The organism is Pseudoalteromonas galatheae, from assembly GCF_005886105.2.
GTDB lineage: Bacteria > Pseudomonadota > Gammaproteobacteria > Enterobacterales > Alteromonadaceae > Pseudoalteromonas > Pseudoalteromonas galatheae.
In genome coordinates this window covers 3,972,309-3,996,587 of sequence record NZ_PNCO02000001.1, presented here as the reverse complement: position 1 = coordinate 3,996,587, position 24,279 = coordinate 3,972,309, and the positions used below count along the sequence as shown (strand labels likewise).

Annotated in this window: 22 protein-coding genes and 4 tRNA genes; 11 read left to right on the top strand and 15 right to left on the bottom strand. The window is 44.0% G+C overall.

Annotated features, from left to right (window positions below; all coding sequences use genetic code 11):
• Window positions 1–15: 15 nt before the first annotated feature.
• Together rplC and rpsJ are read right to left on the bottom strand one after the other, a co-directional pair.
• Entirely contained in the window at window positions 16–651 is a 636-nt protein-coding gene (gene rplC / locus CWC29_RS17800; RefSeq protein WP_010376387.1) for a 50S ribosomal protein L3, read from the bottom strand.
• A 27-nt stretch (window positions 652–678) separates the two neighbouring features.
• The gene (rpsJ, locus tag CWC29_RS17795; RefSeq protein WP_010376390.1) at window positions 679–990 is read right to left on the bottom strand and encodes a 30S ribosomal protein S10; all 312 of its coding nucleotides are present in this window, start codon (window positions 988–990) and stop codon (window positions 679–681) included.
• 471 nt (window positions 991–1,461) lie between these two features.
• Here rpsJ and plsB point away from each other — a divergent pair, with 471 nt between their 5' ends.
• A complete protein-coding gene (plsB, locus tag CWC29_RS17790) occupies window positions 1,462–3,888 on the top strand; it encodes a glycerol-3-phosphate 1-O-acyltransferase PlsB (RefSeq protein WP_138522990.1) in 2,427 nt (808 codons plus the stop codon).
• A 49-nt stretch (window positions 3,889–3,937) separates the two neighbouring features.
• Here plsB and CWC29_RS17785 read toward each other — a convergent pair whose 3' ends face one another.
• From CWC29_RS17785 to murB, 10 genes are all read right to left on the bottom strand, one after another.
• Window positions 3,938–6,028, bottom strand: a complete 2,091-nt coding sequence (locus tag CWC29_RS17785) for a TRAP transporter permease (protein WP_138522988.1) — start codon at window positions 6,026–6,028, stop codon at window positions 3,938–3,940.
• Between the two features lie 36 nt (window positions 6,029–6,064).
• On the bottom strand, window positions 6,065–7,081 hold the full coding sequence (locus CWC29_RS17780) for a TAXI family TRAP transporter solute-binding subunit (RefSeq protein WP_138522986.1): 1,017 nt from the start codon (window positions 7,079–7,081) through the stop codon (window positions 6,065–6,067).
• 320 nt (window positions 7,082–7,401) lie between these two features.
• Complete coding sequence (tuf, locus tag CWC29_RS17775; RefSeq protein WP_039494551.1) at window positions 7,402–8,586, bottom strand: elongation factor Tu; 1,185 nt, start codon at window positions 8,584–8,586, stop codon at window positions 7,402–7,404.
• Between the two features lie 137 nt (window positions 8,587–8,723).
• Window positions 8,724–8,799, bottom strand: a tRNA-Thr gene (locus CWC29_RS17770).
• Window positions 8,800–8,812: 13 nt separating this feature from the next.
• Window positions 8,813–8,887 (bottom strand) — tRNA-Gly (locus CWC29_RS17765).
• A 44-nt stretch (window positions 8,888–8,931) separates the two neighbouring features.
• A tRNA-Tyr gene (locus tag CWC29_RS17760) sits at window positions 8,932–9,016 on the bottom strand.
• A gap of 48 nt (window positions 9,017–9,064) precedes the next feature.
• A tRNA-Thr gene (locus CWC29_RS17755) sits at window positions 9,065–9,140 on the bottom strand.
• A gap of 124 nt (window positions 9,141–9,264) precedes the next feature.
• Window positions 9,265–9,957 (bottom strand): type III pantothenate kinase, encoded by a 693-nt coding sequence (locus tag CWC29_RS17750; protein WP_138522531.1) that lies wholly within the window; start codon window positions 9,955–9,957, stop codon window positions 9,265–9,267.
• Complete coding sequence (gene birA, locus CWC29_RS17745; protein ID WP_138522529.1) at window positions 9,954–10,946, bottom strand: bifunctional biotin--[acetyl-CoA-carboxylase] ligase/biotin operon repressor BirA; 993 nt, start codon at window positions 10,944–10,946, stop codon at window positions 9,954–9,956. The genes CWC29_RS17750 and birA overlap by 4 nt, the downstream gene beginning before the upstream one ends.
• Window positions 10,933–11,952: a UDP-N-acetylmuramate dehydrogenase gene (gene murB, locus CWC29_RS17740; protein ID WP_138522527.1), complete on the bottom strand. Its 1,020-nt coding sequence runs from the start codon at window positions 11,950–11,952 to the stop codon at window positions 10,933–10,935. The genes birA and murB overlap by 14 nt, the downstream gene beginning before the upstream one ends.
• A gap of 180 nt (window positions 11,953–12,132) precedes the next feature.
• Here murB and CWC29_RS17735 point away from each other — a divergent pair, with 180 nt between their 5' ends.
• Window positions 12,133–13,980: a M1 family metallopeptidase gene (locus CWC29_RS17735; protein WP_138522525.1), complete on the top strand. Its 1,848-nt coding sequence runs from the start codon at window positions 12,133–12,135 to the stop codon at window positions 13,978–13,980.
• A 71-nt stretch (window positions 13,981–14,051) separates the two neighbouring features.
• Here the strand turns inward: CWC29_RS17735 and hemE are convergent, their stop codons facing one another.
• Complete coding sequence (hemE, locus tag CWC29_RS17730) at window positions 14,052–15,116, bottom strand: uroporphyrinogen decarboxylase (protein ID WP_010374544.1); 1,065 nt, start codon at window positions 15,114–15,116, stop codon at window positions 14,052–14,054.
• A 466-nt stretch (window positions 15,117–15,582) separates the two neighbouring features.
• Here hemE and rsd point away from each other — a divergent pair, with 466 nt between their 5' ends.
• The gene (gene rsd / locus CWC29_RS17725; RefSeq protein ID WP_138522523.1) at window positions 15,583–16,053 is read left to right on the top strand and encodes a sigma D regulator; all 471 of its coding nucleotides are present in this window, start codon (window positions 15,583–15,585) and stop codon (window positions 16,051–16,053) included.
• 75 nt (window positions 16,054–16,128) lie between these two features.
• Here the strand turns inward: rsd and fkpA are convergent, their stop codons facing one another.
• On the bottom strand, window positions 16,129–16,881 hold the full coding sequence (gene fkpA / locus CWC29_RS17720; RefSeq protein ID WP_193554554.1) for an FKBP-type peptidyl-prolyl cis-trans isomerase: 753 nt from the start codon (window positions 16,879–16,881) through the stop codon (window positions 16,129–16,131).
• A 268-nt stretch (window positions 16,882–17,149) separates the two neighbouring features.
• Here fkpA and CWC29_RS17715 point away from each other — a divergent pair, with 268 nt between their 5' ends.
• Window positions 17,150–18,163 carry a WD40 repeat domain-containing protein gene (locus CWC29_RS17715; RefSeq protein ID WP_128725615.1) on the top strand — a complete coding sequence of 338 codons (1,014 nt, stop codon included), beginning with the start codon at window positions 17,150–17,152 and terminating at the stop codon, window positions 18,161–18,163.
• On the top strand, window positions 18,160–18,372 hold the full coding sequence (locus CWC29_RS17710) for a SlyX family protein (RefSeq protein WP_010374533.1): 213 nt from the start codon (window positions 18,160–18,162) through the stop codon (window positions 18,370–18,372). Before CWC29_RS17715 ends, CWC29_RS17710 begins: the two co-directional genes overlap by 4 nt.
• Before the next feature lie 28 nt (window positions 18,373–18,400).
• On the opposite strand, the gene CWC29_RS17705 is transcribed toward CWC29_RS17710, so the two are convergent.
• The gene (locus tag CWC29_RS17705; protein ID WP_010374531.1) at window positions 18,401–18,601 is read right to left on the bottom strand and encodes a YheV family putative zinc ribbon protein; all 201 of its coding nucleotides are present in this window, start codon (window positions 18,599–18,601) and stop codon (window positions 18,401–18,403) included.
• Window positions 18,602–18,731: 130 nt separating this feature from the next.
• Here CWC29_RS17705 and CWC29_RS17700 point away from each other — a divergent pair, with 130 nt between their 5' ends.
• From CWC29_RS17700 to CWC29_RS17675, 6 genes are all read left to right on the top strand, one after another.
• Window positions 18,732–20,660 carry an ATP-binding cassette domain-containing protein gene (locus CWC29_RS17700; protein ID WP_138522521.1) on the top strand — a complete coding sequence of 643 codons (1,929 nt, stop codon included), beginning with the start codon at window positions 18,732–18,734 and terminating at the stop codon, window positions 20,658–20,660.
• Entirely contained in the window at window positions 20,654–21,103 is a 450-nt protein-coding gene (locus tag CWC29_RS17695) for a TIGR02444 family protein (protein WP_138522519.1), read from the top strand. The genes CWC29_RS17700 and CWC29_RS17695 overlap by 7 nt, the downstream gene beginning before the upstream one ends.
• A 173-nt stretch (window positions 21,104–21,276) precedes the next feature.
• Window positions 21,277–21,423: a hypothetical protein gene (locus CWC29_RS17690; protein WP_010374526.1), complete on the top strand. Its 147-nt coding sequence runs from the start codon at window positions 21,277–21,279 to the stop codon at window positions 21,421–21,423.
• A gap of 247 nt (window positions 21,424–21,670) precedes the next feature.
• Window positions 21,671–22,678 (top strand): hydrolase, encoded by a 1,008-nt coding sequence (locus CWC29_RS17685; protein WP_128725618.1) that lies wholly within the window; start codon window positions 21,671–21,673, stop codon window positions 22,676–22,678.
• A gap of 1 nt (window position 22,679) precedes the next feature.
• Window positions 22,680–22,925, top strand: coding sequence for a YheU family protein (locus CWC29_RS17680; RefSeq protein WP_010607914.1), 246 nt, complete (start codon window positions 22,680–22,682; stop codon window positions 22,923–22,925).
• Between the two features lie 104 nt (window positions 22,926–23,029).
• Window positions 23,030–24,214, top strand: a complete 1,185-nt coding sequence (locus CWC29_RS17675; RefSeq protein ID WP_138522517.1) for a dipeptidase — start codon at window positions 23,030–23,032, stop codon at window positions 24,212–24,214.
• Window positions 24,215–24,279 lie beyond the last annotated feature (65 nt).

The following is a 24,279-nucleotide window of genomic DNA, read 5'->3' as shown; positions in this document are numbered from 1 at the left end:
CTAAATCTCCAGGACTTATGCTTTAACAGCTGGTTTAACGATAACGTCACCGCCGATAGCGCCAGGTACTGCACCTTTAACTAAAAGCAAGTTACGCTCTGCGTCAACACGTACTAGTTCAAGGTTCTGTGTCGTTGAACGAACATTACCCATTTGACCGGCCATTTTCTTACCTTTGAAAACTTTACCAGGAGACTGGTTTTGACCGATTGAACCAGGAGCACGGTGAGATAGAGAGTTACCGTGAGTTGCGTCTTGCATGCTGAAGTTCCAGCGCTTAACACCACCTTGGAAACCTTTACCTTTTGAAGTACCAGTAACGTCTACTTTTTTCACTTCAGTGAAAAGTTCAACAGTTAGCTCTGAACCTACTTCAAATTCACCTTCACCGCCGTTAAGACGGAATTCCCACAGGCCGCGACCCGCTTCAACGCCAGCTTTAGCGAAGTGACCCGCTGCTGGTTTGTTTACACGGCTTGCTTTTTTCTCGCCTGCAGTAACTTGAAGCGCGTTATAACCGTCAGTTGCGTCAGATTTGATCTGCGTAACACGGTTAGGAGTCGCTTCGATAACTGTCACAGGGATAGATACACCATCTTCAGTGAAGATACGTGTCATACCCACTTTACGACCGACTAGACCTAATGCCATTTTCCTAAAACCTCTCTAATCTTCCGATTAACCCAGGCTGATTTGAACATCAACACCAGCAGCAAGGTCTAGGCGCATTAGAGCGTCTACAGTCTTGTCAGTTGGTTCTACGATGTCGATCAGACGTTTGTGGGTGCGGATTTCATACTGATCACGCGCGTCTTTGTTTACGTGCGGAGAGATCAATACTGTGAAACGTTCTTTGCGCGTAGGTAGTGGGATTGGACCACGAACCTGTGCACCAGTGCGCTTCGCTGTTTCCACGATTTCCGCCGTTGATTGGTCAATCAAACGGTGGTCAAAAGCTTTTAGGCGAATACGAATGCGTTGATTTGACATTCTTAAACCTCAAAATAAAAAGAGCATTTAAAAAGAGCATAAAAAAACGACCGAGACTAGCTCAATAATTCCTGAGAAGTCGGTTGTTAATTTATTTCTACCATTGAACTCACAATTGGAGTTCCTGTTCATAGGGCCTGAAATCCAGACCTTTCATTTACTTTTCTAGACACTACGGTCAAGAAAGTCTGCACATTATAGTTATATTGGTGATAAATGCAACAACTAATACAAAGTAATTTTATCGTTGGGATCCGTAGACGCTGTCACGCAGATACAGTGCATTGAACATACATAATATTTCACTCACACAAAGCACATAGAACAAAATTCACTCTACTCAAGCATTCGCTTCTGTTAACCTTCAATAGTGAAATATTGCGACAAGAAAACATGGATGACGCCTTTGTAAATGGTCAGTCCAGTTAAATCTTGGTATTCTATGGCTAATGATAATTGTTCGGTATTCCCATGCAGATTTTTTCTTATTTGCTTACAACCATCGCTCGCTGTAGCAACTGGCTTTTTGTTAAAAGTAAAGTATTGCCAGAGCATCCCATTGAGGATTACGAGCTAGATCCCAGCATTCCCACATTTTATGTAGCGAGACTCGACTCGGTATCAGACATGGTCGCGCTAGACGTTATGTGTAAAAAGCTTGGTTTACCTAGACCATCGCAAAAAGAGCGAATTGGTAATAAAGAGCTCAGTCGCTTTGTTGGGATCCAGGCTCCGCCGAGTGTCTTTGGTAATAGTCATAAACCAAGTGATGCTCTACAGCACAGTAAAGCGATTTTTGAAGCCTTTAAAGACGATGACAATACCGATGCACAGGTTATTCCGGTCACCATATTATGGGGTCGTAATCCAGGTAAAGAAAAGCCAGGTGTGGGAACCTTATTATCCAATTCATTGACGCCGAGCTGGCTACGCAAATGCTTTGTGGTCTTGTTTTCAGGCAGGGACAACTTCGTTCGATTTTCCCGCCCGATTGAACTTAATCAATTGTTAAACGATAAAGCAGACGTTGAGGAGCTACCACATAAGCTGCTGCGCGTTGCACGCGTGCATTTCCGCCGTCAAAAGTTGGCTGCAACGGGTCCCAAATTGCCATCACGTGAACAGCTATTTAATTCTATCTTAGCGTCACAAAGCATTAAAAAAGCTATTGCTGACGAAGCAAAGGCAAAAGGTCTAAGTCAGGAAGAAGCAAGGCTACAAGCACTTAGGTTATTAGACGAAATAGCCGCAAACTATTCAGACGCCATGGTACGCGTGGCTGATAGAGCCCTAACTTGGCTGTGGAACAAGCTTTATAATGGTATTGAAGTTAATAACTCAGACAAAGTACAAGCGCTTGCGGACAAAGGACATGAGATCATTTACGTGCCATGTCATCGTAGCCATATGGATTACTTGCTTCTCACTTATGTGATTTACCATCAGGGTTTGGTACCACCGCACATCGCAGCTGGCGTTAATCTCAACTTTTTCCCTGCGGGGCCGATTTTCCGTCGTAGTGGCGCCTTCTTTATTCGCCGCTCCTTCTCTGGTAACAAACTCTATTCCGCGGTATTCAAGGAGTATTTGAGTCAGTTATTTATCAAAGGGTATTCTGTTAAGTTTTATACCGAAGGCGGTCGCAGTCGTACCGGTCGCCTTTTACCACCAAAAACGGGTATGTTGGCAATGACACTACAATCTATGTTGCGTGGCATAGACAGGCCTATCTCACTGGTGCCTGTTTACCTCGGTTATGAACATGTTATGGAGATCAACACTTACCTCAAAGAGCTGGCTGGTAACAGTAAGAAAAATGAGTCTATCTTTGGTATTTTTAAGGCGATTAAGAACCTTAAAAACTATGGTAGAGGGTATTTAAATTTTGGCGATCCGATATCAGTCAACCAATTTTTAAATGAGCATCAACCAGATTGGCGTGATTCTATCCACCCCACCGAAACTCAAAAACCTGCTTGGCTGAACAAGCAAGTTGCCGATCTCGCTGATGTCATCATGACTGAGATAAATAACTCAGCAGCACTGAACTCAGTTAATTTGCTTGCGACAATTTTGCTGAGTAACGAGCAATTTGCATTGCCTAAATCACAACTGCTACAACAGCTCGATTTGTATCTTGGACTACACAGACATGCACCTTATCACGACAATGCGACGGTGCCAGATTCGAGCTCTGAGGGCTTACTCGATCATGCACTTAAGCTTGATAAGTTCGATATTATTGAAGACAGTTTCGGCAGCATCATTAGTGTTAAGGAAAAAGAACGCGCTCTGCTTAATTATTACCGTAACAATATTCTGCACCTGTTTGCCGTACCAAGCTTAATCGCTCAACAGCTCTTCAACCGCTACAGCTTGACTGTTGATGAGTGCCGTAAAGAGGTAGCGCTGTTGTATCCCTTGTTTGCAAAAGAGTGGTTCTTAACAGATCTTAAGACAGGATATATAGAGTCTATTTTCGAATACTTTGCGGCTAAGGATCTGATCACCTTTGATGGTCACCTTGCCTCAGTTAACAAAGATGGTAGCGCATTGGCACAATTAGAAATGCTAGGTAAAGTGATTCACTTAACGCTTGAGCGCTATGCAATTACGATTAACCTCGTTAAGCGTCATCAAGGATTAAGTCGTAGCGAGCTTGAAAAAGAAAGTGCACTTCTTGCTGACCGACTAGGAACTTTGCATGGCATCAAAAGCCCTGAGTTTTTTGATAAAAAAGTACTCAGTGCATTTGTCACTAGCCTAAAAGAGCAAGGCTTTATAGAGCAAGATGAAGCTGCTGGCATTCGTGGCACAGAATCACTGCATATCTTAGAGCAGTATTTAAAAGCCCTGCTACCTGCTCGAATACATCAGTCTATCCAACATATCGTTTAATATCAAAAGGCCCCAATTTAGGGGCCTACTTTATGGAGCATAGCAAAGCTTAAGTTAGACGATTATCTATCACTTGCTTTATAACAACAGCAACAACACATAGTGCCGCTGCAATATCTACAGAGATTATTTGATGCGGCCAAACTAAAGCGATACCTAAAAGTGCTAACACCATCCTGATAGGTTTATTGAGCTTCGCCTCCGCATAGCCATATATCGCTGCTGCCAAAGCGTACATCCCCACAAGCGCGGTGAAAAAAACCTGCATGATCTCGAAATTACTCCCCCCGATAAACGGCGTATAAGCAAACAGTAAGGGAACGATGTATAGCGCTTTGGCCGTTTTCCATGCTTCTATTCCTGTTGCCATCGGCGGTGTTTTGGCAATTCCCGCGGCGGTAAAAGCGACCAAGCATACCGGCGGTGTCACATTGCTATCTTGCGATAACCAAAAAATAATCATATGGGCAGAAAGTAGCATCATGGCCAAATGCGTGGCATCAAATTGGCTACTGCGAATAATATCAATAGCCTCTGGCGGCAAGCTTGCCAAAATAGTAAACACTTGAGCCGCTGTAATATTTGGCTGGTTATATATCTCACCTAGTGCTGGTGCCATCATACTCATCATCATCGTCGCAGTGTCATTGAGTTGACCATTTACTATGATCTCTACCAGTGCTGACTGGCTGATCAAGCCATACAAAGCCGGTGCAGAAAGCGTTGCCAACACAATATATGATGCCGTAACAGGCAGTCCCATACCGATAATTAGCGAGGCCAATGCAATCAATACCAACAACAGTATCAAGCTTGCTCCCGCCCATTCATTTATCATTAGAGAAAAAGTAACCCCTAAGGAGCTGATCGAAATACAATTCACCAGCATGCCAATGGCCACCAATAATATTGCTGTCTTAGCGCTGTTTTCAGTTGCATTTGCAAGCGCAGCCAAAACCTTTGACCACTTCATCGGCGAATGTGAAAACAAAGAAAATAGACACACACTGAGCGTCGCAATACTGACTGCATAAGTTGGCGTAAAGCCATAAATCATCAATGTTACGAGCAACACGATAGGTAATAAATGATGCCAACCGGACTTCAGCTCTCGCCAAGCACTCAATTGCTCTGATTCTAATGCTGGCTGGATATTCAAACGCTTAGCTTGAATACGTACAAAGATGGCGATAGATGCGAAATAAAGCAGAGCGGGAACAAAGGCCGCCGCAATTATCGTAAGATAAGGAATTTGAGTATAAGAGGCCATCACAAATACACCGGCCCCCATAATCGGCGGGATCAGCTGACCTCCCGTCGATGCTCCGGCTTCAACTGCTGCCGCAAACTTTGCAGGAAAGCCTGCTTTTTTCATTAATGGAATGGTGATCACCCCAGTCGCCGCTGTATTCGCGATAGCAGAGCCTGATACTGAGCCCATCATACCCGAGCTCACGACAGCAACAAGTCCTTGTCCGCCAACCATGCGACCAACAAGCGCATTGGCAAAGCGAATGATAAAATCCCCTGTTCCTGCTTGGACTAGAAATGCGCCAAACAGGATAAACATAAAAACAAACGTCCAAGAAATTTTAGCAATAGGTCCAAACAAGCCGTCATCAAAGTAATTGCGAAACAAAATAGTTTCTGCGCTTAAACCCGCAAAATGAAACACGCCATCGATATACTGTCCCAAAAACAGTACATAACTCATCGCCAGTAGGATCATCATCGGGATAAACCAGCCCATACAGCGCCGGACCAACTCAAGCGCGAGGAGTACAGCGGTGGAAGATGCTATCCAGTCAGCCGTAGCAAATTCATAATTACGCGCAGCCAACGCATCACTGTACAGAACAAGATAGCCACAGCTCACGGTTAAACCGATAAACAGCCCGATATCAATAACGCTAGAAAGCACTGCTAATTTGCCAACTCTAAGTGGCAAGGTGAGCAAGATAATGCTACCAAATAGCATGAAATGAATGGCTGAAATATAGTTATCCGGCCAAGTGGCGACCAAGTTAAAATAGAGGTGCAACAGACTCGTGAGTATCGCTAAATAAAAAGCGACCCTATTACGAGCTGCTGTTGACGTTGATGCTAGTGACGCACTCTGCTCACTACTGATATTACTCATTGATAGATATCATCCCGTTTTGCTAAATTGAAGGCATTACTGCAGATGATCAGGTACAGCAATACCTATTTCTCTGTAGTACTTCAGCGCACCAGGATGTAGCTTGGCAGGCAGTCCAATAAGTGCCTTTTCTATCGCCATGGCTTTAGTCGCTTTATGAATGGTTTGAAGGAAAACTAAATTTTCATAAATTGCCTTAGTGAGAAGGTATACATCCTCCTCACTCATGTCTTTATGTGCAGCAAGAAAGTTTGGCTGCGCAATCGTTTTGATTGCGTTAGTCTGGCCGGGGTAGGTGTTAGCTGGGATCTCGAAGCGTGACCATAGTTCTACCTCAGCGTTGACTTTATGTAGCTGCTCATCAGTGAAATCCAGCACAGTGATGCCATTGGCATCGGCTGCATAAGCACTTGTAATAGCGCTGACAGGTACTCCTGCCGGAATATTCATTCCCGCAATTTGACCATTTTGTAAAGCGCTAGAAGAGCCCGCATAACCTTTATGCACCAAAGTGAATTTGTCACTCTCAACGCCCAGTGCTGCCATAATATGCTTTCCAGATCCTTCCGTTCCAGAGTTACGCTTGCCAATGCCAAACCCCTGTGAATATAGGTTTTTTAAATCAGAGACATTACCAGTTGTGGCATATTTCTTAGCAATGACAAAATGCTCTACGTTTTGCCACAACATCGTTACAGAACGTAGATAATCTTGTTTGCCAACGGTTGCCATTGCGCCCGTCCCCTGCGTCGCCCATGCACCATAAAGGCCCTGTAGAATTGCCAGTTCAGCTTCTTTATTACGCATGAGTTTAAGGTTATCACCAGAACCAGCAGAGGTAATGGCCGAGACACTCATGCCATGCTGCGGTGTGACTTTTAGCTTAGTTAGTGTCGCAATCGCGACACCTACTGGATAAAAAGTGCCGCCAGATGAGGCTGTTGCCAAAATATAGGATCTGTCTTTATCTACATTAGCAAAACTTGCAAAGGTACATAGCGACATTGTAATACTGAGCACAGCGGAAATTGTTCGAGCTGAAAGACCTAACATCTTTATACTCCCTAGTTTTAGGTTTTATATGAGCTTATTGTGCACACCTTTACGTAATTAACCAAATTTTTACGTAACTGGTGGCTGGATATCAGAATATAAATTAGGGAGATTATATGGTGAGAATATGGAGTTTAAGCCGCCAGAGCCAAATATTGGAGTATTATCAGGTTATTCGTTATAAACGTTAATGAGGCAAAAGAAGTACTTTTAATGGAGAACGGTATTTTCACTGGTCGCGATATAAAATCGTATCAACAAAGGCATTAAAAAAGGCCGCCAAAGCGACCTTTTTTATGTGTGTTACGACAATCTACAGATTACTCTTCGATTGTTGCTACAACACCAGCACCTACTGTACGGCCACCTTCACGGATAGCGAAACGTAGACCTTCGTCCATCGCGATTGGTACGATTAGCTCAACAGTCATCTTGATGTTGTCGCCTGGCATTACCATTTCTACGCCGTCTGGTAGCTGGATGTCACCAGTTACGTCTGTTGTACGGAAGTAGAACTGTGGACGGTAACCTTTGAAGAATGGAGTGTGACGACCACCTTCATCTTTAGATAGTACGTATACTTCTGAAGTGAACTTAGTGTGCGGCTTGATTGAACCAGGCTTACATAGAACCTGACCACGCTCAACTTCGTCACGCTTAGTACCACGTAGTAGTGCACCGATGTTCTCACCCGCACGACCTTCGTCTAGAAGCTTACGGAACATCTCAACACCCGTACAAGTTGTCTTCGTAGTTTCTTTGATACCTACGATTTCTACTTCGTCGTTCACGTTGATGATACCAGCTTCTACACGGCCTGTTACTACTGTACCACGACCCTGGATTGAGAATACGTCTTCGATAGGCATGATGAATGGCTTATCGATGTCACGCTCTGGCTCTGGGATGTAAGAATCTAGTGCTTCTGCAAGCTCAATGATCTTCGCTTCCCACTGCTCTTCGCCTTCTAGTGCTTTAAGCGCTGAACCTTGGATTAGTGGTAGGTCATCACCTGGGAAGTCGTACTCTGAAAGTAGTTCACGAACTTCCATCTCTACTAGCTCTAGTAGCTCTTCGTCGTCAACCATGTCACATTTGTTCATGAATACGATGATGTAAGGTACACCAACCTGACGAGAAAGTAGGATGTGCTCACGTGTTTGAGGCATAGGACCGTCAGTAGCAGCAACTACTAGGATCGCGCCGTCCATCTGTGCAGCACCAGTGATCATGTTTTTAACATAGTCAGCGTGTCCTGGACAGTCTACGTGTGCATAGTGACGAGTTGGTGTGTCATACTCAACGTGTGAAGTTGAGATTGTGATACCACGCTCACGCTCTTCTGGAGCGTTATCGATTGATGCGAAGTCTTTTGCTGTACCACCGTATACTTTTGCAAGTACGTTAGTGATTGCTGCAGTTAGAGTTGTTTTACCGTGGTCAACGTGGCCGATAGTACCAACGTTTACGTGCGGTTTTACGCGTTCAAACTTTTCTTTTGCCATGACGAAACCTATAAGTTTTGTGTATCTAGATTACATATAAAAATAATCCACGACGAGTGTGGATTAGAATTATTCAGTCTATTATAAATATTTTTTCGACAATTCAAAGGAAGTATTTGAGAAGATTCTTCGGAGACTGGTGCTGATAGGCAGATTTGAACTGCCGACCTCACCCTTACCAAGGGTGCGCTCTACCAACTGAGCTATATCAGCACGCCAGACGAACTGGAGCGGGCAGCGGGAATCGAACCCGCATCATCAGCTTGGAAGGCTGAGGTAATAGCCATTATACGATGCCCGCTTTAGGAACCTGTTCTTAACTACCTCTAACCGTCAAGAATAAAGTGGTGGAGGGAGCTGGATTCGAACCAGCGAAGGCTGAGCCGTCAGATTTACAGTCTGATCCCTTTGGCCGCTCGGGAACCCCTCCACGTAAAATTCTTTCCTAAAGCATCCTATACAAGATAGGGTAAAAAGATGGTGCCGACTATCCGAGTCGAACGGATGACCTACTGATTACAAGTCAGTTGCTCTACCAACTGAGCTAAGTCGGCACTGCTTTAGTACGGGGCGAGATATTAGAGCAACCATTGACTTGATGCAACAGGAATATGCAAAAAAATTTAAATTTATCGTTCAAACGCTCAGTTTTAAGCCAATCCTATGACATTTTTACAGTTATTGTGGGTTTTTCCACCAAACTGACAGCCCTTTGAATACCAAAAGGTCATCAAAAACCGCTGACGCAATATGGTTTTTTATTAACTCGCCATATCCACCTGCGCACAATACCAACGCAGACTCATTATTAAGTTGCTGTTTTGCACTATATACGAGCCCAAGTGTTGCGGCTAACGCACCATTTTTCACCGCTTCTGGTGTATTTTTAGCAAATTCTGCGGCAAACGGCGTGTTGTCATCACAAAATACCCGCTCTGCACGCGCGGTAATACTGGAAATCATGAGATCGATACCTGGTAAAATCCACCCTCCCATGTGTATCCCTTGTGCAGTCACTACATCAACCGTGGTCGCAGTGCCAGAATCAATTACGATAATATCTTGTGTTGGATATAGAGCATGCGCGGCAAGTACCGCGAGCCACCTATCAATCCCCAAATTTTTAAAACTAGGATAGGCGCAAGTTACCCCAGCTCGCCTTGGCGATACTTGTGCTTGCTCTAACACAAGACCAAACTCAGAGGCGCGACTTTCCACCCACTGTAATCCCGCTCCCTTACCAACCTGAGAGCAGACAATTGCAGTTAGCTTTTGCCATTCAATATCACTTTCTTTTACTGGACTAATACGGCCTTCATGCTCAAGCGCATATTTAACTGCAGTATTACCTACGTCGATTAGCAGTTTCACGATATCACCTTTCTTAACGAAATTTCACCGCCATAAAAAGCTTTAAGCTCACCATCTTGCCTAAGCAATAAGCCTCCTTGCATATCGATGCCTTCACAGATCCCGCGCCATTCTCTTTGTCCTGTACTCAAGGTCACTGCGTCACCTTTAAAGGCATTTAGACTATTCCATTCGGTCACCATTTCGCTCAGTCCAGACTCTTTATACTGGGCAAGACGCTCAGACAAGGAGTGAGTGAGCTGCACCACTAACTGATTTTTATCAATTTGGCCTAAGTGCGTTTGCAGATCTGTCCAAGCTTGATCGATGTGTTTAGAGGCAGATTCTGGCATGCATATATTTAGCCCAATCCCAATCACGAGATGGCAAGGCCCTTCCACCTGCCCCTCTAGCTCAACCAAGATCCCCGCCAATTTTTGCTGGTTGAGATAAATGTCGTTTGGCCATTTTAGTTCAACGGAAATACCATAAAGAACCTTTAACGCATCATATACCGCAAGTCCTACAGCAATAGATAAGCCCATCGCGGCTTGCATACCAGCGTCAAACTGCCAGTAATAACTGTAATAAAGGTTAGCACCAAAGGGCGATTGCCATACCCGACCTCTGCGCCCTCTGCCAGCTTGCTGCATTTCAGCCACCAAGACATGACCTGAGCCCATATTCTGTTTGTCCTGCAAACGACGCATTAGCTCGCTATTCGTTGAGTCTATAATTGCGTGATATTCGATTGGACACTCACTTTGAAACTGCTGTTGCCATAGAGTATTCAACTTACTTTGATGAATAAGCGGTAAGCTATAATTGAGTTTATAGCCGCGGCCATTGACTCGAAAAATATCCACGCCCATCTCTTGCAACGCCGCTATATGCTTCGCAATAGCCGCGCGACTAATACCTAATTGTTCGCCAAGTTCTTGCCCTGAGACAAATTCTCCTTTATTCAAGGCTGCTAAAATCGTTTGCTTTTTATGATCAGGCGTTTTCATGGCATTCCACACTTTGCAACTGACATTCACCATGCTTTGTTATAAGGCGCACTTCATGCTCGAGTAACACAGCAAATTTTTGCCAAACGGTTTGCTGAATATGGCTCACTAACTGTGTTAGATCTTCGCCGGTGCTGCCACCACTATGAACAAGTACCAGCGCTTGTTTCTCATACACACGAATGGCTCCACGGTGACAGCCTTTTAGACCCGCTTTGTCAATTAACCAGCCAGCCGCAAGTTTTACATGGTCATTGTCCACATCAAACGCTGGCACCTCTGGAAATTTACTTTGCAACTGAGCTGCAAACGCCCTATCAACTACTGGGTTTTTAAAAAAGCTCCCGGCATTTGCAAGCGTCGCAGGATCGGGCAATTTACTGTTTCTGGTAACTATCACCGCTTCACAAATCTCTTGTGCGGTTGCTGTATCACTCAAGCTTTGTAGTGGGCCATAACTTAACGTTGGCTGCCAACGTTTAGGCAGTGTAAATGTCACTTCTGTAATCACGAACTTATCTTTTAGGCGGTGTTTAAAGACTGAATCTCGATAGCCAAATTCACACTCTGCATTTGTTAATGTCGTGAAGCGCCGCTCGGCGATATCAAATCCTCTAACGGCAGTGATAAATTGAGATACTTCAACACCGTAGGCGCCGATATTTTGTACCGGCGCCGCGCCAACGGTACCAGGGATCAACGCGAGATTTTCTAACCCGTCAATTCCGTTATCAAGCAGCTTTGTAACGAGCTGGTGCCAGTTTTCTCCAGCAGCGACTGTAACGATGTAATCATCATCTTGTTGCTCGATATCGACACCTAAGGTTGCAAGCTTAATAACGGTTCCAGCATAGTCTTCCAGAAAAATGGTATTACTCCCCTCCCCAATTAAAAAGAAAGGACGACTGAAATCGAGCTCAACCAGCGTATGTGGATCTGTGATAACGATAAGGGACTCGCAACCCGACGGCAGCGAAAAAGTGTGATAAGACTGCAAACTAGTCACTGCAGCACCTTGCCAATATTAACTAAACTGGCGCTAGTGTAGCGCATTGCCCTGACTTACGCATTAACGTCATCTTGCCCACCATTTTATGTAACCCATCGGCTTATACTGTTTAAATGGTCAGAAATTAGTTATGTTAGCCGTTCTAATTGGGAATATTCTTTTTATAAGAGCAGCATTATGATTAAACTTTCGGCACTTACGCTCAGCCTTGCCATGGCTGGCCTTGTCCACACTGCTGATGTAAACGCAGCCGTTGACCAACACACTTACGCCAATCTTAACGATGTTATTACCACACACTTGCATTTAGACCTAGACGTTGACTTTGAAGATAAGCAACTAGAAGGTTTTGTTGAACACACACTAGATTGGCAGAATCGCCAAGCAAGAACGCTGGTACTAGATACGCGTGACCTCGAAATCGACAAAGTGATGTATCAAGGTAAAGATGATAAATGGCATACCGCCAAGTTTGATCTTGCCAAGCGCGATGATGTGAAAGGTGCTAAGTTAACTATTCACTTTAAAGAGCAAGCAAAAAAAGCACGTATTTATTACAACAGCTTGCCAGTAGCATCAGGTCTACAGTGGTTAACACCACAGCAAACCGCAAGTAAATCTCACCCATTTATGTATAGCCAGTCTCAAGCGATTCATGCTCGTAGTTGGATCCCCGTGCAGGATACGCCAGCAATGCGTGTGACTTACTCTGCTCGCGTACATACACCTAAAGATGTACGTGCGGTAATGAGTGCGGACAATACCGGCGCATTGATCAAAGATGGCGATTATTGGTTTGATATGCCGCAAGCTATCCCACCGTACCTAATTGCAATTGGTGCAGGTAACCTTGAATATAAAGAGATGTCGCACCAAACTGCAATTTTTGCAGAACCGCAAATCCTCGATGCCTCTGTTGCTGAGTTTAATGATACGCAAGCGATGATCGATAAAACCAATGCCATGTATGGTGAATACGCTTGGGGTAGATACGACCTGCTCATGTTGCCGCCTAGCTTCCCGTTTGGTGGTATGGAAAATCCACGCCTGTCATTTATCACGCCAACTGTAGTTGCCGGTGACAAAAGTTTAGTAAACCTAATCGCCCATGAGTTAGCACACTCTTGGTCTGGCAACTTAGTGACCAACGCGACGTGGGAAGACCTATGGCTAAATGAAGGTTTCACCTCTTACGTTGAAAACCGTATTATGGAAGAAGTGTTTGGTCGTGATCGCGCGGTGATGGAGCAAGCACTTGACGCTGCAGGCCTACGCGCACAACTTAAAACTATTGCCGCTCCTGATACACGCATGAATTTAGAGCTTAATGGCCGCGATCCTGACGATGCGTTTAGCTCTGTACCTTACACTAAAGGTCAACTATTCCTTATTTATCTAGAAGAAAAGTTTGGTCGTGACAGGTTCGACAAGTTTGTTAAAACCTACTTTAAAACTTTCTCTTTTAAATCTCTGACTACTGATGAATTCGTCGCGTACTTAGACAAAAACTTGCTACAGCAATATCCTGGTATCGTGAGCTTAGAAAAAGCCAAAGAGTGGATTTATGAGCCTGGCTTGCCAAGCGACGCACCGACCCCAACTTCTGATGCCTTTGAAAAAGTGGATGCGCTAACTCAAGCTTGGTTAAAGGACGAGAAAACACTTGCAGATTTACCGACCGACGCTTGGACGGTACATGAATGGCTGCACTTTATTAATAACCTACCAAGAGATCTCGCCATCGAGCGTATGGAAGCATTGGACAAGGCATTTAAGCTGACGCAATCGACCAACGCTGAACGCGCATTTGCTTGGTATATGCTAGCAGTAGGTAACGGCTACCAAGCTATTTACCCAGACCTTGAAAAGCATCTAGTAAGTATTGGTCGTCGCAAGCTTATTGTGAATTTATACAAGTCTCTCATTAAGAATGGCAAACGTGACTGGGCTTACCGTGTTTATCAACAAGCACGTCCGGGATACCACCCACTTGCTCAAGGCACCATCGACGCCTTATTTGAATAATACATTTCAAAAACAAAAAGAGCGCTTCAATAAGCGCTCTTTACTATTTTAAGTTTAAGTTCAAACTTAAATTACTTGTGATATTGACGGCTAAATTCGTGAACCGCATTGATGAAAACACCTGCATTTTCAGGGTCAACATCAGGCGTAATGCCATGGCCTAAGTTAAAGACATGACCATTACCTTCGCCAAAACCAGCTAAGATATGCTGAACTTCTTCACGAATACGCTCATGGGTACCGTGTAGCATTGAAGGATCCATATTACCTTGTAGTGCAACTTTATCGCCTACACGACGTTTTGCATCGGCGATATCAATCGTCCAATCAAGGCCAACTGCATCACATCCAGTAGCTGCAATTGCTTCAATCCATTGACCGCCGTTCTTCGTGAATAATGTCACGGGTACTTTGCGACCGTCATTTTCACGGATCAGGCCATCTACAATTTTGTGCATATATTGTAGTGAAAACTCTTTGTAGTCACGTGGGCTTAACACCCCGCCCCATGAGTCGAAGATCATTAGCGACTGAGCACCCGCTTTTACTTGCGCATTTAGGTAGTCGATAACCGAATCGGCCACTTTATCTAGCAGTAAGTGCAGTGTCTGCGGCTCTGCAAACGCCATCTTTTTAATCTTACCGAATGTTTTGCTGCTACCGCCTTCAATCATGTAAGTCGCTAGCGTCCATGGTGAGCCGGAGAAACCAATAAGTGGTACTTCACCTTTAAGCTCACGACGAATTGTGCTCACTGCATTCATTACATAACCAAGCTCATCGGTTGGATCTAATTTTGGTAGCTTTTTAACATCGTCTAACGATTGGATAGGGCGCTCAAACTTTGGACCTTCACCAGTTTCAAAGTAAAGTCCAAGTCCCATTGCATCTGGAATAGTCAAAATATCGCTAAACAGAATCGCCGCATCTAATGGATAACGACGCAGCGGCTGTAATGTCACTTCACATGCCAGTTCTGCATTTTTACAAAGGCTCATAAAGTCACCAGCTTGTGCTCTGGTGGCACGATACTCTGGTAGATAACGACCAGCTTGGCGCATCATCCATACTGGTGTGACGTCAACTGGTTGTTTTAATAGCGCTCGTAAATAACGATCGTTTTTTAATTCGCTCATAGCGTCTCTATTCCAATACTTAAATTCAATTGTGCGGATTGTATCACTAAGTGCACATGGGCACTATCTAAACTATCCTTGCCAACGCCTCGTTATGATCTAGATTAAACCTCACTTTATTAGGAACAAATTCATAAGCTTGTGTAAAAATTACCGAAACAAGCGATTAAACTGTTTGCAACACGATTAAAAGGTTGGTATAAAATTACCGCGTTAGAAAAATAACAACAAAACACCTTCAATTAGAAAAATAACAACATTACGCAACAAGCTAAACTGCTATTTTGAACCACCTTGAGTTTCTCTCGGTGGTTTTTTTATTTTTATCCTCCTGAATTTGTTAACATTCCCGATAATCAAACCAATAATCTTTTGATCTTTTTACGCTTTTACAGAAAAAATTGGTTGACCTTTTGCCCCGTTTCCCTTTCCATAGAGGTAGGTAACCCGCTTAAGGAGAATCACTATGCTTTCGCAGTTAGAACAAGCCCAACAGAAATGGGGAGGCAGCCATAGTGTAATTGATGCATGGTTAGCAGAGCGTCAGGAACTATTGGTTTTATATTATAAAGTTGCAGGATGCTCACCAACTCGAAATGGTAAAGCACTTCCTGAGCAAGTTGACATTCAGTCATTCTGCCAGATTTTGATGGACTATCTTTCAGCTGGTCATTTTGAAATTTATGACAACATTGTTGAGGCCTGCCAAGAAAAAGGCCCTGAAAGCGCAAAACTGGCTCAGTCACTGTACCCTCGGATCACAGATACGACTGATACCGCACTTGATTTCAACGACAAATACGCTGAAGTAAATCAAGAAACGCAAGAATTAACAAACTTCGATAACGACCTGTCTGTGTTAGGTGAAACGCTTGAGTTACGCTTCCAATTGGAAGATGAACTTATCGATAACCTTTATTCTAATCACACAGAATAGTCTACATTTGCGGGAACCAGCATACAAAAAAGGTGAGATAGCTATCTCACCTTTTTCGTTGCAAGCAATATCAAATTACTCAGCAGCTTCTTCAGCTTCACCTTCAATATCTAGCAGCTCAACTTCAAATACCAATGTTGAATTAGCTGGAATTTTACCAAGGTCACGAGTGCCGTATGCAAGATCCGCTGGAATAGTAAACTTATACTTAGCGCCAACATTCATTAGCTGTAGACCTTCAGTCCAACCAGCGATAACTTGGTTTAGGCGGAAGCTTGCAGGTTCATTACGCGCATAAGAGCTATCGAACTCAGAGCCATCTAGTAAAGTTCCCTTGTAGTGTACTTTAACCATGTCAGTTGCAACTGGCTTTTCACCATCGCCTTCGCTTAGCACTTCATATTGTAAGCCTGAATCAGTTACTGTAACGCCTTCTTTTTTCGCATTCTCGGCTAGGAACTTATCACCTTCTTCTTTATTTTTCTTCGCGTCAGCTTCAGCTTTTGCTGTCTGCTTTTCACGAACAGAAGAATCTAGCGCAGTTAGCACTTCACGAATTTTAGCTTCGTCTAACTTGGCCTCACCAGCAAGTGCATCTTTAAAGCCACGCATCAGCAGCTCTTGATCTAGTTCGATACCTAGCTCTTTTTTGTCTGCTAAATCTTTTTGCAAGAAGTTACCAACTGAAGCACCGATACCGTATGCTTGCTGTTGCATTTCAGTATCCAACTTAACTTCAGCAGGCTTTTGCTCTTCAGCTTTTTTATTACACGCTACTAGTGCTAACACTGAAGCAGCAACGAGTGACAATTTAATCGTCTGTTTCATTCTCAACTCTCCGACAGTCCCTACTATCAAAACACCAATGCTCGCGCAAGAGAGCTTGATATGCGGTGCCATTGTTAATTTTATATTAATAAGAAAAGGTGCTAGCCACATTAACATTCTCTGATCAGAATGCCAATATGCATTTGCTTGCCATTATCGCGTAACGACATTACGCTTTTAATACGCTAATATCAAAATAATATCTTGTTTTTAGTGCCTTTAGTCTACCTGTTGTAGACTTCGGAGTTAAGGAGGATTTACCTAATTTATGGTCAAACTCGTCAACATTAAGTGGACAAGCCTCCTCTTTGCATGCGCGATGCTCAGTTGCTTCACCTTAACCGGCTGTGGCCCTGATACTTCAAAAGCCGTTATGACCGTAGAACATGCCAGCAGAGGCGCATTTTCTGCTGCGATCTCTGTGGATGGTCACTACAGCCTAGTTTCTTCCATAGAGCATGGGGCCGTACTTTGGGATAATCAAGAGCAAGGCCTCAAATTTCAATGGCGTCACTCTGATGCGCCCGACGACCTTATTCACTCACTAGCTTTAGCCAATGATAACTCCACAGCCGTTACAGCCACTGATAAGACATTCGCTATCTGGAGTGTCGAAAACGGTCAAAATCTAGGGTATTTCGAGATCGAGTCTGGCACTATCCGAGATATCACTATTAGCAATGCGGGCCGATATTTACTCTACGCCCGTAGCGATAACGTTGTCGTTCATCTCGACTTAGAAAGCGGAAGGCGAATAGAGTTCCTTGGACATCAAGAAAATATCAATTCTATTGCCATGTCTCCCAATGGCCACTTTGCCTTAACCGGAGGCAACGACTATACCGCTTACTTTTGGGATACTAGAACGGGGCAAGTGATCCATCGCTTTAATCACCCAAGTCGCGTGACCAAAGTTGCATTAGATGACCAAGGAAGATTTGCTTTTACCGCAGATAGCATGAAAAAAGCGAGTATTTGGCAACTAACTTCTGGTGATCTCAAAGCACAATTACAGTATATTGCTCGCCAGAAAATTTTCAGTGCAGTGCGCTTTAATCAAGACGCTACGCTCTTGGCTACCGGCTCACCTAACCGTGAGCTTATTTTATGGCGAGTAAGTGATGGCGAACGACTGCAAACTTGGCGTGTACAACCCCGGGAGGGGAGCCGCCCCAAGTCTGCGGTTGTATTTGACGTTGCTTTTCAAGACCGAGACACTGCACTGTTAACCGAAAGTTCCAGCGGACTACTGGAAAAATTTGCGCAGGTGAAAAAGCCATGAATGAAATCGAAAACAGAATTACTGAGCTTGAGGCTAAGCTTGCCTTTCAAGAAGATACAATCGAAACCTTAAATGAAGAGTTAAAGGCACATCAGCAGCGCTTGGCTAAAATGCAACGTCAAATTGAGCTATTGGCTGAGAAAATGAAAGAAGGCCGCGATCCGGGTTTAATGCCTCAACATCAAGAGCCACCACCACCGCACTACTAACAGACTAATTGAAAACCGGGATGAAAACTCACTCCGGTTTGAACACCCCAATGACTTGCTCAAACTGGCGTGTAGAAGCCTGTACCGCGTCTTTCGGCTGTGACATTACATGGCCACACTCAACACATTCAACTTTTTCAACATCATGCTCTTTGTAGAGCATCATTACGTCGATTTTTTGGCATTCTGGACAACTCGCCCCTGCAATAAAACGCTTCTTAACTTTCAACTCGACACCTCTAATGAACACTGAGTCTAAGGTTTGTCATTTTATCCTAATTTTATTTGTCATGATACGCTTGGAGTAAGTGATTGGATCCATGTTATGATGCGCGCAATTTAGACAGACTTTTAGAATTATGATCCAACTTTCTGATATCGAGCTACTTCGTGGCAGTAAAACACTGCTAAAACAAGCTAATGCAACGCTTTACCCACAACATAAGGCGGGTCTTGTCGGTGCCAATGGTTGTGGTAAATCTTCTCTCTTTGCGCTGCTAAAAGGCGAGCTGCAACTCGATTCTGGTGATTTTTCTATTCCAAAAGATTGGTCTATTGCATCGGTAAAACAAGAAACCCCAGCACTCTCCATTAGCGCACTCGAATATGTACTACAGGGACACCCTGAATACTATGTATTGAGAACGCAGCTACAACAAGCGGAGCGGGATGGTGATGGTGAACTACAAGCAAAAGCACACCAACAGCTAGAAAACATCAAAGGGTACAGTATTGAAGCCAAAGCGGGTGAACTACTCCATGGCCTTGGTTTTAGCAATGAACAGATAGAGTTTGCCGTTAGCGACTTTTCTGGAGGTTGGCGCATGCGCTTGAACCTTGCGCAAGCGCTGATCCGCGATGCTGATTTATTGCTTTTGGATGAGCCAACCAACCACTTGGACTTGGATGCTGTTTATTGGCTAGAACGCTTTTTGCGCGCCTATCAGGGTACATTAGTGCTTATTTCTCACGACCGCGAATTTTTAGATGCTGTTGTTGGTGAGATTTGGCATATCGACCAACAGCAGATCAACGTCTATAAAGGTCACTATTCTCAGTTTGAGCGTCAAAAAGCAGAGCGCATGGCACAGCACCAAGCGCTTTACGAAAAGCAACAAGAAACGATTGCACATTTAGAGAAGTTTATTACCCGCTTTAAAGCGAAAGCGAGTAAAGCAAAACAAGCGCAAAGTCGTGTGAAGGCCCTTGAACGCATGGAAATGCTCGCGCCCGCTCATGCAGATTCACCATTTAATTTTGAATTTGCAGATCCAACAAGCTTACCTAATCCATTGATGACACTAGAGCAAGCCAAAGCGGGCTATAGTGACGTTACCATTTTGCATGACATCAAGCTTAACCTCGTCCCAGGTAGCCGTATTGCGTTACTTGGCCGTAACGGCGCAGGTAAATCGACCCTAATCAAGTTACTTGCCGGCGATTTAACTCCACAAGCTGGTGAAGTGTTTCAACACCAAGGATTAAATGTAGGCTATTTTGCTCAGCATCAGCTTGAATCTCTCGATCTTGAGGCCAGTGCGGTTACCCATATTCAACGTCTAGACCCTAAAGTACCAGAGCAGCTTATTCGCGATTTCTTGGGCGGTTTTGCTTTTCATGGTGATAAGGCCCTCGAACCCGTTGCGCCGTTTTCTGGTGGCGAAAAAGCACGACTCGTACTTGCAATGCTAGTATATCAAAAGCCTAATCTGCTGTTACTCGATGAGCCGACTAACCACCTAGATTTAGAAATGCGACACGCACTTGTAATGGCCTTGCAAGGTTTTGAGGGCGCAATGGTAACGGTTTCCCACGATCGCCACATGCTGAAAAATACCGCTGACGAGTACTATTTAGTTGATAATGGGACCGTTTCTCAGTTCGGCTATGACTTAGATGCCTACTACCAATGGCTTATGAATGCCAATAAAGAGCAAGCGAAACCAAGCGCCTCAGAGGCTGAAACAAAGCAAAACTCTAATGCCAATCGTAAAGAGCAAAAGCGTCTTGAAGCCGAGTTCAGAAAAGCCATTCAACCGTTGAAAAAGTCGATTGAAAAGCTCGAAAAACAGCTCGACAAGCTCACTGAGCAAGCAGATGAAATTGAGCAAGCTTTGGCTGAAAACAGCCTATACACGGACGAGAACAAAGCAAAATTAAGTGACTTACTGGCAAAACAAGCCAAGATAACCCCTGAGCTTAATGACACAGAAGAAAACTTATTAATGGCACTGGAAGAGTTAGAAGAAAAGCAAAACCATTTCGATGGGACTGGAGAGATATGCTAAGTCGTGAAGACTTTTGGCAGTTTGCCTGTGAATTCTACAGCCGCCCGCGGATGCAATCGCGGCTGCTGAATTTGCAAGATGCTGCAGACAAAAATATCAACCTCTGTTTGTTACTTTGTTACCTCGACACTTTAGCACTGACAATTACCCCCGACACCCTAGCCGCACTGGTAAAGACTGCTAAGCAGTTTGACCAAGCGGTGTTACAACCTCAACGCGCGATCCGCCATACCCTAAAAACACATCATCAAGACTACCAAAACTATAAAAAGTTACGAGCTGCGATGCTGACTGCAGAGCTTGAGCTTGAAAAGCGTCAACAAGCGCTATTGTTGGAGACATTAAAGCGCTTTTCGATTGCGCCACTGCAATCAAGTAGCAATGTGCTGCTCTATTTGAGCCAGAGTGAGTACGACGCTTTATTCAATACGACTGACTTCTAAGCCATTAAATCAATATAAGCCCTGTTATTTACCCAACTCAGATATAAAACCTGATCGAGATCAAGCCTTTGCCTAGGTTTAATTTCACTCAGGATTGAAACTTGATCTTGATCATATCAAGCCCCTCAGACCTCCACTACTATTTACTCATCGACAAATTAGGAGGCACAGCCATGAACGTATTCTTTAGAGACTTTTTTTCCGACCCTGTGTTGTTTCTGTCTTTTGGCTTTTTAGGGATTGTAATTTTGCTGTGCTGTTATTACGTCTACTTTTTCATTAAAAAAGTCATGGACGCTGAAGTACCTAACGAACAATAGAACAGATTTAAATGTATTACCTTGGGGCGATTGAAGAATAAGTAGTAGAAGATCGGCTCGATGTAGTTCCCCAACTTGCAGAATTAAGCACGACGCACAAAGCACCTTATCAGTTTACTGGTCGGGTGCTTTTTATTTGCTTAACCCTCACCTGATAATACGTTAAACTGGCCAAAACCTGTTTTGCAACTGGATAGCTTCCTTTCTTTGCTTTGCGAGCAATCTTCAAAAAGACGCAGTTTCTATTATGAATCAAGCCATGAAAACAATAACAGCCAATAATTACGAATTTAAACCCGCTTGGTGGATGCGCAACCGCCATGCCCAAACCATACTTCCGCGATTCTTTAGGCCGAGATTACAGGTGCCCGTCGACTATGAAACACTAGACACACCAGACGATGATTTTTTAGAACTTGCATGGGCAAAACACGGGGATAAATCGGCACCGTTGGTTGTTGTGTTGCATGGGCTAGAAGGCAATATCAACAGCTTTTATGCAAAAGGCCTATTAAAAGCGTTGGTACACCATGGTTTTGATGCCGTACTGATGCACTTTCGCAACTGCTCACGTGAAGTGAATCGCCAAGCCAGAGCTTATCATAGCGGTGAAACCTCAGATCTTGGCTTTTTTATAGACACGCTAAAAGCCCGCTTTCCTAAACGGCCATTATTTGCGGTTGGTTTCTCGCTCGGTGGTAATGTACTTGCCAAATACTTGGGAGAAACCAAATCGCAAAGCGGTCTTGAGGCTGGTGTCGTCGTCTCTGCGCCTTATCACCTTTCTTCCTCTTGTCAGGTGATCAGAAAGAGCTGCTTTAAGCTCTATCAAAAATACTTGCTAGACAGGATGAAGAAGTCTTTTTCACGTAAGCTAGACACCATCCAATCGCAAATTAGGATAGACAAGCCTGCTCTTTATGCCATTAATGACCTATGGCAATTTGACGACAAGATAACTGCACCACTACATGGCTTTAACGGTGCGGAAGATTATTACGCGCAAGCAAGTTCGCAGCCTTACTTAACCCAGATCACAACACCAACACTCCTAATACACGCCGAAGATGACCCCATGCTATCATCGCAAGCCGTGCCTACAGCCGCTCAGGTTAACTCACCAGTGACGCTCGCAGTGAGCCCACACGGTGGTCACGTAGGGTTTATTTCGGGAAGTAACCCCTTTAAACCTAGGTTTTGGCTAGAAAGCGTTATTCCACAGTATTTACAACAAATTTATAGTAAGGCTAAGTAGTATGCTCATTCCTTATCAACAACTTCCACAAGAGACACTGGACAACCTTATTGAGCACTATGTGCTTCGTGAAGGAACAGACTATGGCGATACTGAAGTCAGCACCGAGAGCAAAGTAGCGCAAGTGAAAGCACAACTAAAATCCGGAGAAGCGCTGATCGTTTTCTCGGAATTGCATGAATCGGTGAATATAGTTAGCAAACAACAGTTTCAAGCAATGCAAGCACAGGAGGATTACGAGTATTAGGAAAACCTTTTATTCCTTATAGTTATCGCTAATCGTAAAGAGTTGTCGAAGTGACAATAGTTGTTACAATCAAAATTCTATAACTATAAAGGAAAGGTAATCTTATGAAGCTTGGCACTGCTCTTTGCGCCCTAGCGCTGGCTGTTTCTGCCGCCTATGCAACTGAATACACAGCCTCTGAGCGCGCAGTTAAACTCGCTCACGATAACATCCTAATTGATACACACATCGACGTTCCATATCGCATCCAAAGTAAATGGGATGATGTTAGCCAAGCAACCGAAAGCGGTGATTTTGATTACCCTCGCGCGGTAAAAGGCGGTCTTAATGCGCCATTTATGTCTATTTATATTCCTGCTAATTTAGAGTTTGAAGGTAAAGGTAAAAGCTATCAACTCGCTAATCAACTGATTGACGGTATGGAAGCCTTAGCGCACCGCGCACCAGATAAATTTGCGATGGCATACACTACCGACGACTTATATACGCAATTTGACAATGGTATTATGTCTATCGCGATGGGTATGGAAAATGGCTCACCCATTGAAGGTGAGATGAAAAACCTTAAGCATTTTTATGATCGTGGTGTCCGTTATATCACCTTAGCACACTCGCAAAGCAACCATATTTCTGACTCATCTTATGACGTACGCCGTAAATGGAAAGGCTTAAGCCCATTTGGTAAAGAGCTTGTGGTTGAGATGAATAAAATTGGTATGCTCATTGATGTATCACATATTTCAGATGACGCGTTTTATCAGGTAATGGATATTTCAAAAGTGCCCGTCATCGCTTCACACTCATCTCTTCGTAAATACACGCCTGGTTTCGAGCGCAATATGGATGACGAAATGCTCAAAGCCTTGGCAAAGAATGGCGGCGTGATCCAAATTAACTTTGGTTCGAGCTTTGTGACGGCAAAAGCAGGTGCTTGGTATGACAAGCGTGATGAAGCACAAAAAGAAGCTAAAGATAAAGATCGCACCGACTTTAGGGCAGCATTTAGAGCGAAAAACCCGTTCCCATTTGCCACACTTGATCAAGTTCTAGATCACATTGATCACGTCGTTAAGTTGATAGGGATAGATCACGTAGGCATTGGTTCAGATTACGATGGTGTGGGTGACTCACTACCTGTTGGCCTGAAAGACGTGTCAACGTATCCAAATCTTGTGCAAGGTCTCTTAGATAGAGGCTACAGCGACGCTGATATAAAAAAGATTTTAGGTGGCAATACCCTGCGCGTATGGAAACAAGCCGAGGCTTACGCAAAGAAGTTTGCTAAATAACCAGTAAGAACATCCCTTATCCAAACCTCAGGTTAAATAACCGTTCAAACGACTGATTTTATAGG

Excerpts from the sequence above, each read along its gene's own strand:
- birA (WP_138522529.1), bottom strand. The coding sequence starts at position 10,946 with ATGAAAACGCCTGATCATAAAAAGCAAACGATTTTAGCAGCCTTGAAT.
- tuf (WP_039494551.1), bottom strand. The coding sequence starts at position 8,586 with ATGGCAAAAGAAAAGTTTGAACGCGTAAAACCGCACGTAAACGTTGGT.
- CWC29_RS17710 (WP_010374533.1), top strand. The coding sequence starts at position 18,160 with ATGAATGAAATCGAAAACAGAATTACTGAGCTTGAGGCTAAGCTTGCC.
- CWC29_RS17785 (WP_138522988.1), bottom strand. The coding sequence starts at position 6,028 with ATGAGTAATATCAGTAGTGAGCAGAGTGCGTCACTAGCATCAACGTCA.
- fkpA (WP_193554554.1), bottom strand. The coding sequence starts at position 16,881 with ATGAAACAGACGATTAAATTGTCACTCGTTGCTGCTTCAGTGTTAGCA.
- CWC29_RS17675 (WP_138522517.1), top strand. The coding sequence starts at position 23,030 with ATGAAGCTTGGCACTGCTCTTTGCGCCCTAGCGCTGGCTGTTTCTGCC.
- CWC29_RS17735 (WP_138522525.1), top strand. The coding sequence starts at position 12,133 with ATGATTAAACTTTCGGCACTTACGCTCAGCCTTGCCATGGCTGGCCTT.
- plsB (WP_138522990.1), top strand. The coding sequence starts at position 1,462 with ATGCAGATTTTTTCTTATTTGCTTACAACCATCGCTCGCTGTAGCAAC.
- CWC29_RS17780 (WP_138522986.1), bottom strand. The coding sequence starts at position 7,081 with ATGTTAGGTCTTTCAGCTCGAACAATTTCCGCTGTGCTCAGTATTACA.
- CWC29_RS17685 (WP_128725618.1), top strand. The coding sequence starts at position 21,671 with ATGAATCAAGCCATGAAAACAATAACAGCCAATAATTACGAATTTAAA.
- CWC29_RS17700 (WP_138522521.1), top strand. The coding sequence starts at position 18,732 with ATGATCCAACTTTCTGATATCGAGCTACTTCGTGGCAGTAAAACACTG.
- hemE (WP_010374544.1), bottom strand. The coding sequence starts at position 15,116 with ATGAGCGAATTAAAAAACGATCGTTATTTACGAGCGCTATTAAAACAA.
- rsd (WP_138522523.1), top strand. The coding sequence starts at position 15,583 with ATGCTTTCGCAGTTAGAACAAGCCCAACAGAAATGGGGAGGCAGCCAT.
- CWC29_RS17680 (WP_010607914.1), top strand. The coding sequence starts at position 22,680 with ATGCTCATTCCTTATCAACAACTTCCACAAGAGACACTGGACAACCTT.
- CWC29_RS17715 (WP_128725615.1), top strand. The coding sequence starts at position 17,150 with ATGGTCAAACTCGTCAACATTAAGTGGACAAGCCTCCTCTTTGCATGC.
- rplC (WP_010376387.1), bottom strand. The coding sequence starts at position 651 with ATGGCATTAGGTCTAGTCGGTCGTAAAGTGGGTATGACACGTATCTTC.
- rpsJ (WP_010376390.1), bottom strand. The coding sequence starts at position 990 with ATGTCAAATCAACGCATTCGTATTCGCCTAAAAGCTTTTGACCACCGT.
- CWC29_RS17690 (WP_010374526.1), top strand. The coding sequence starts at position 21,277 with ATGAACGTATTCTTTAGAGACTTTTTTTCCGACCCTGTGTTGTTTCTG.
- CWC29_RS17695 (WP_138522519.1), top strand. The coding sequence starts at position 20,654 with ATGCTAAGTCGTGAAGACTTTTGGCAGTTTGCCTGTGAATTCTACAGC.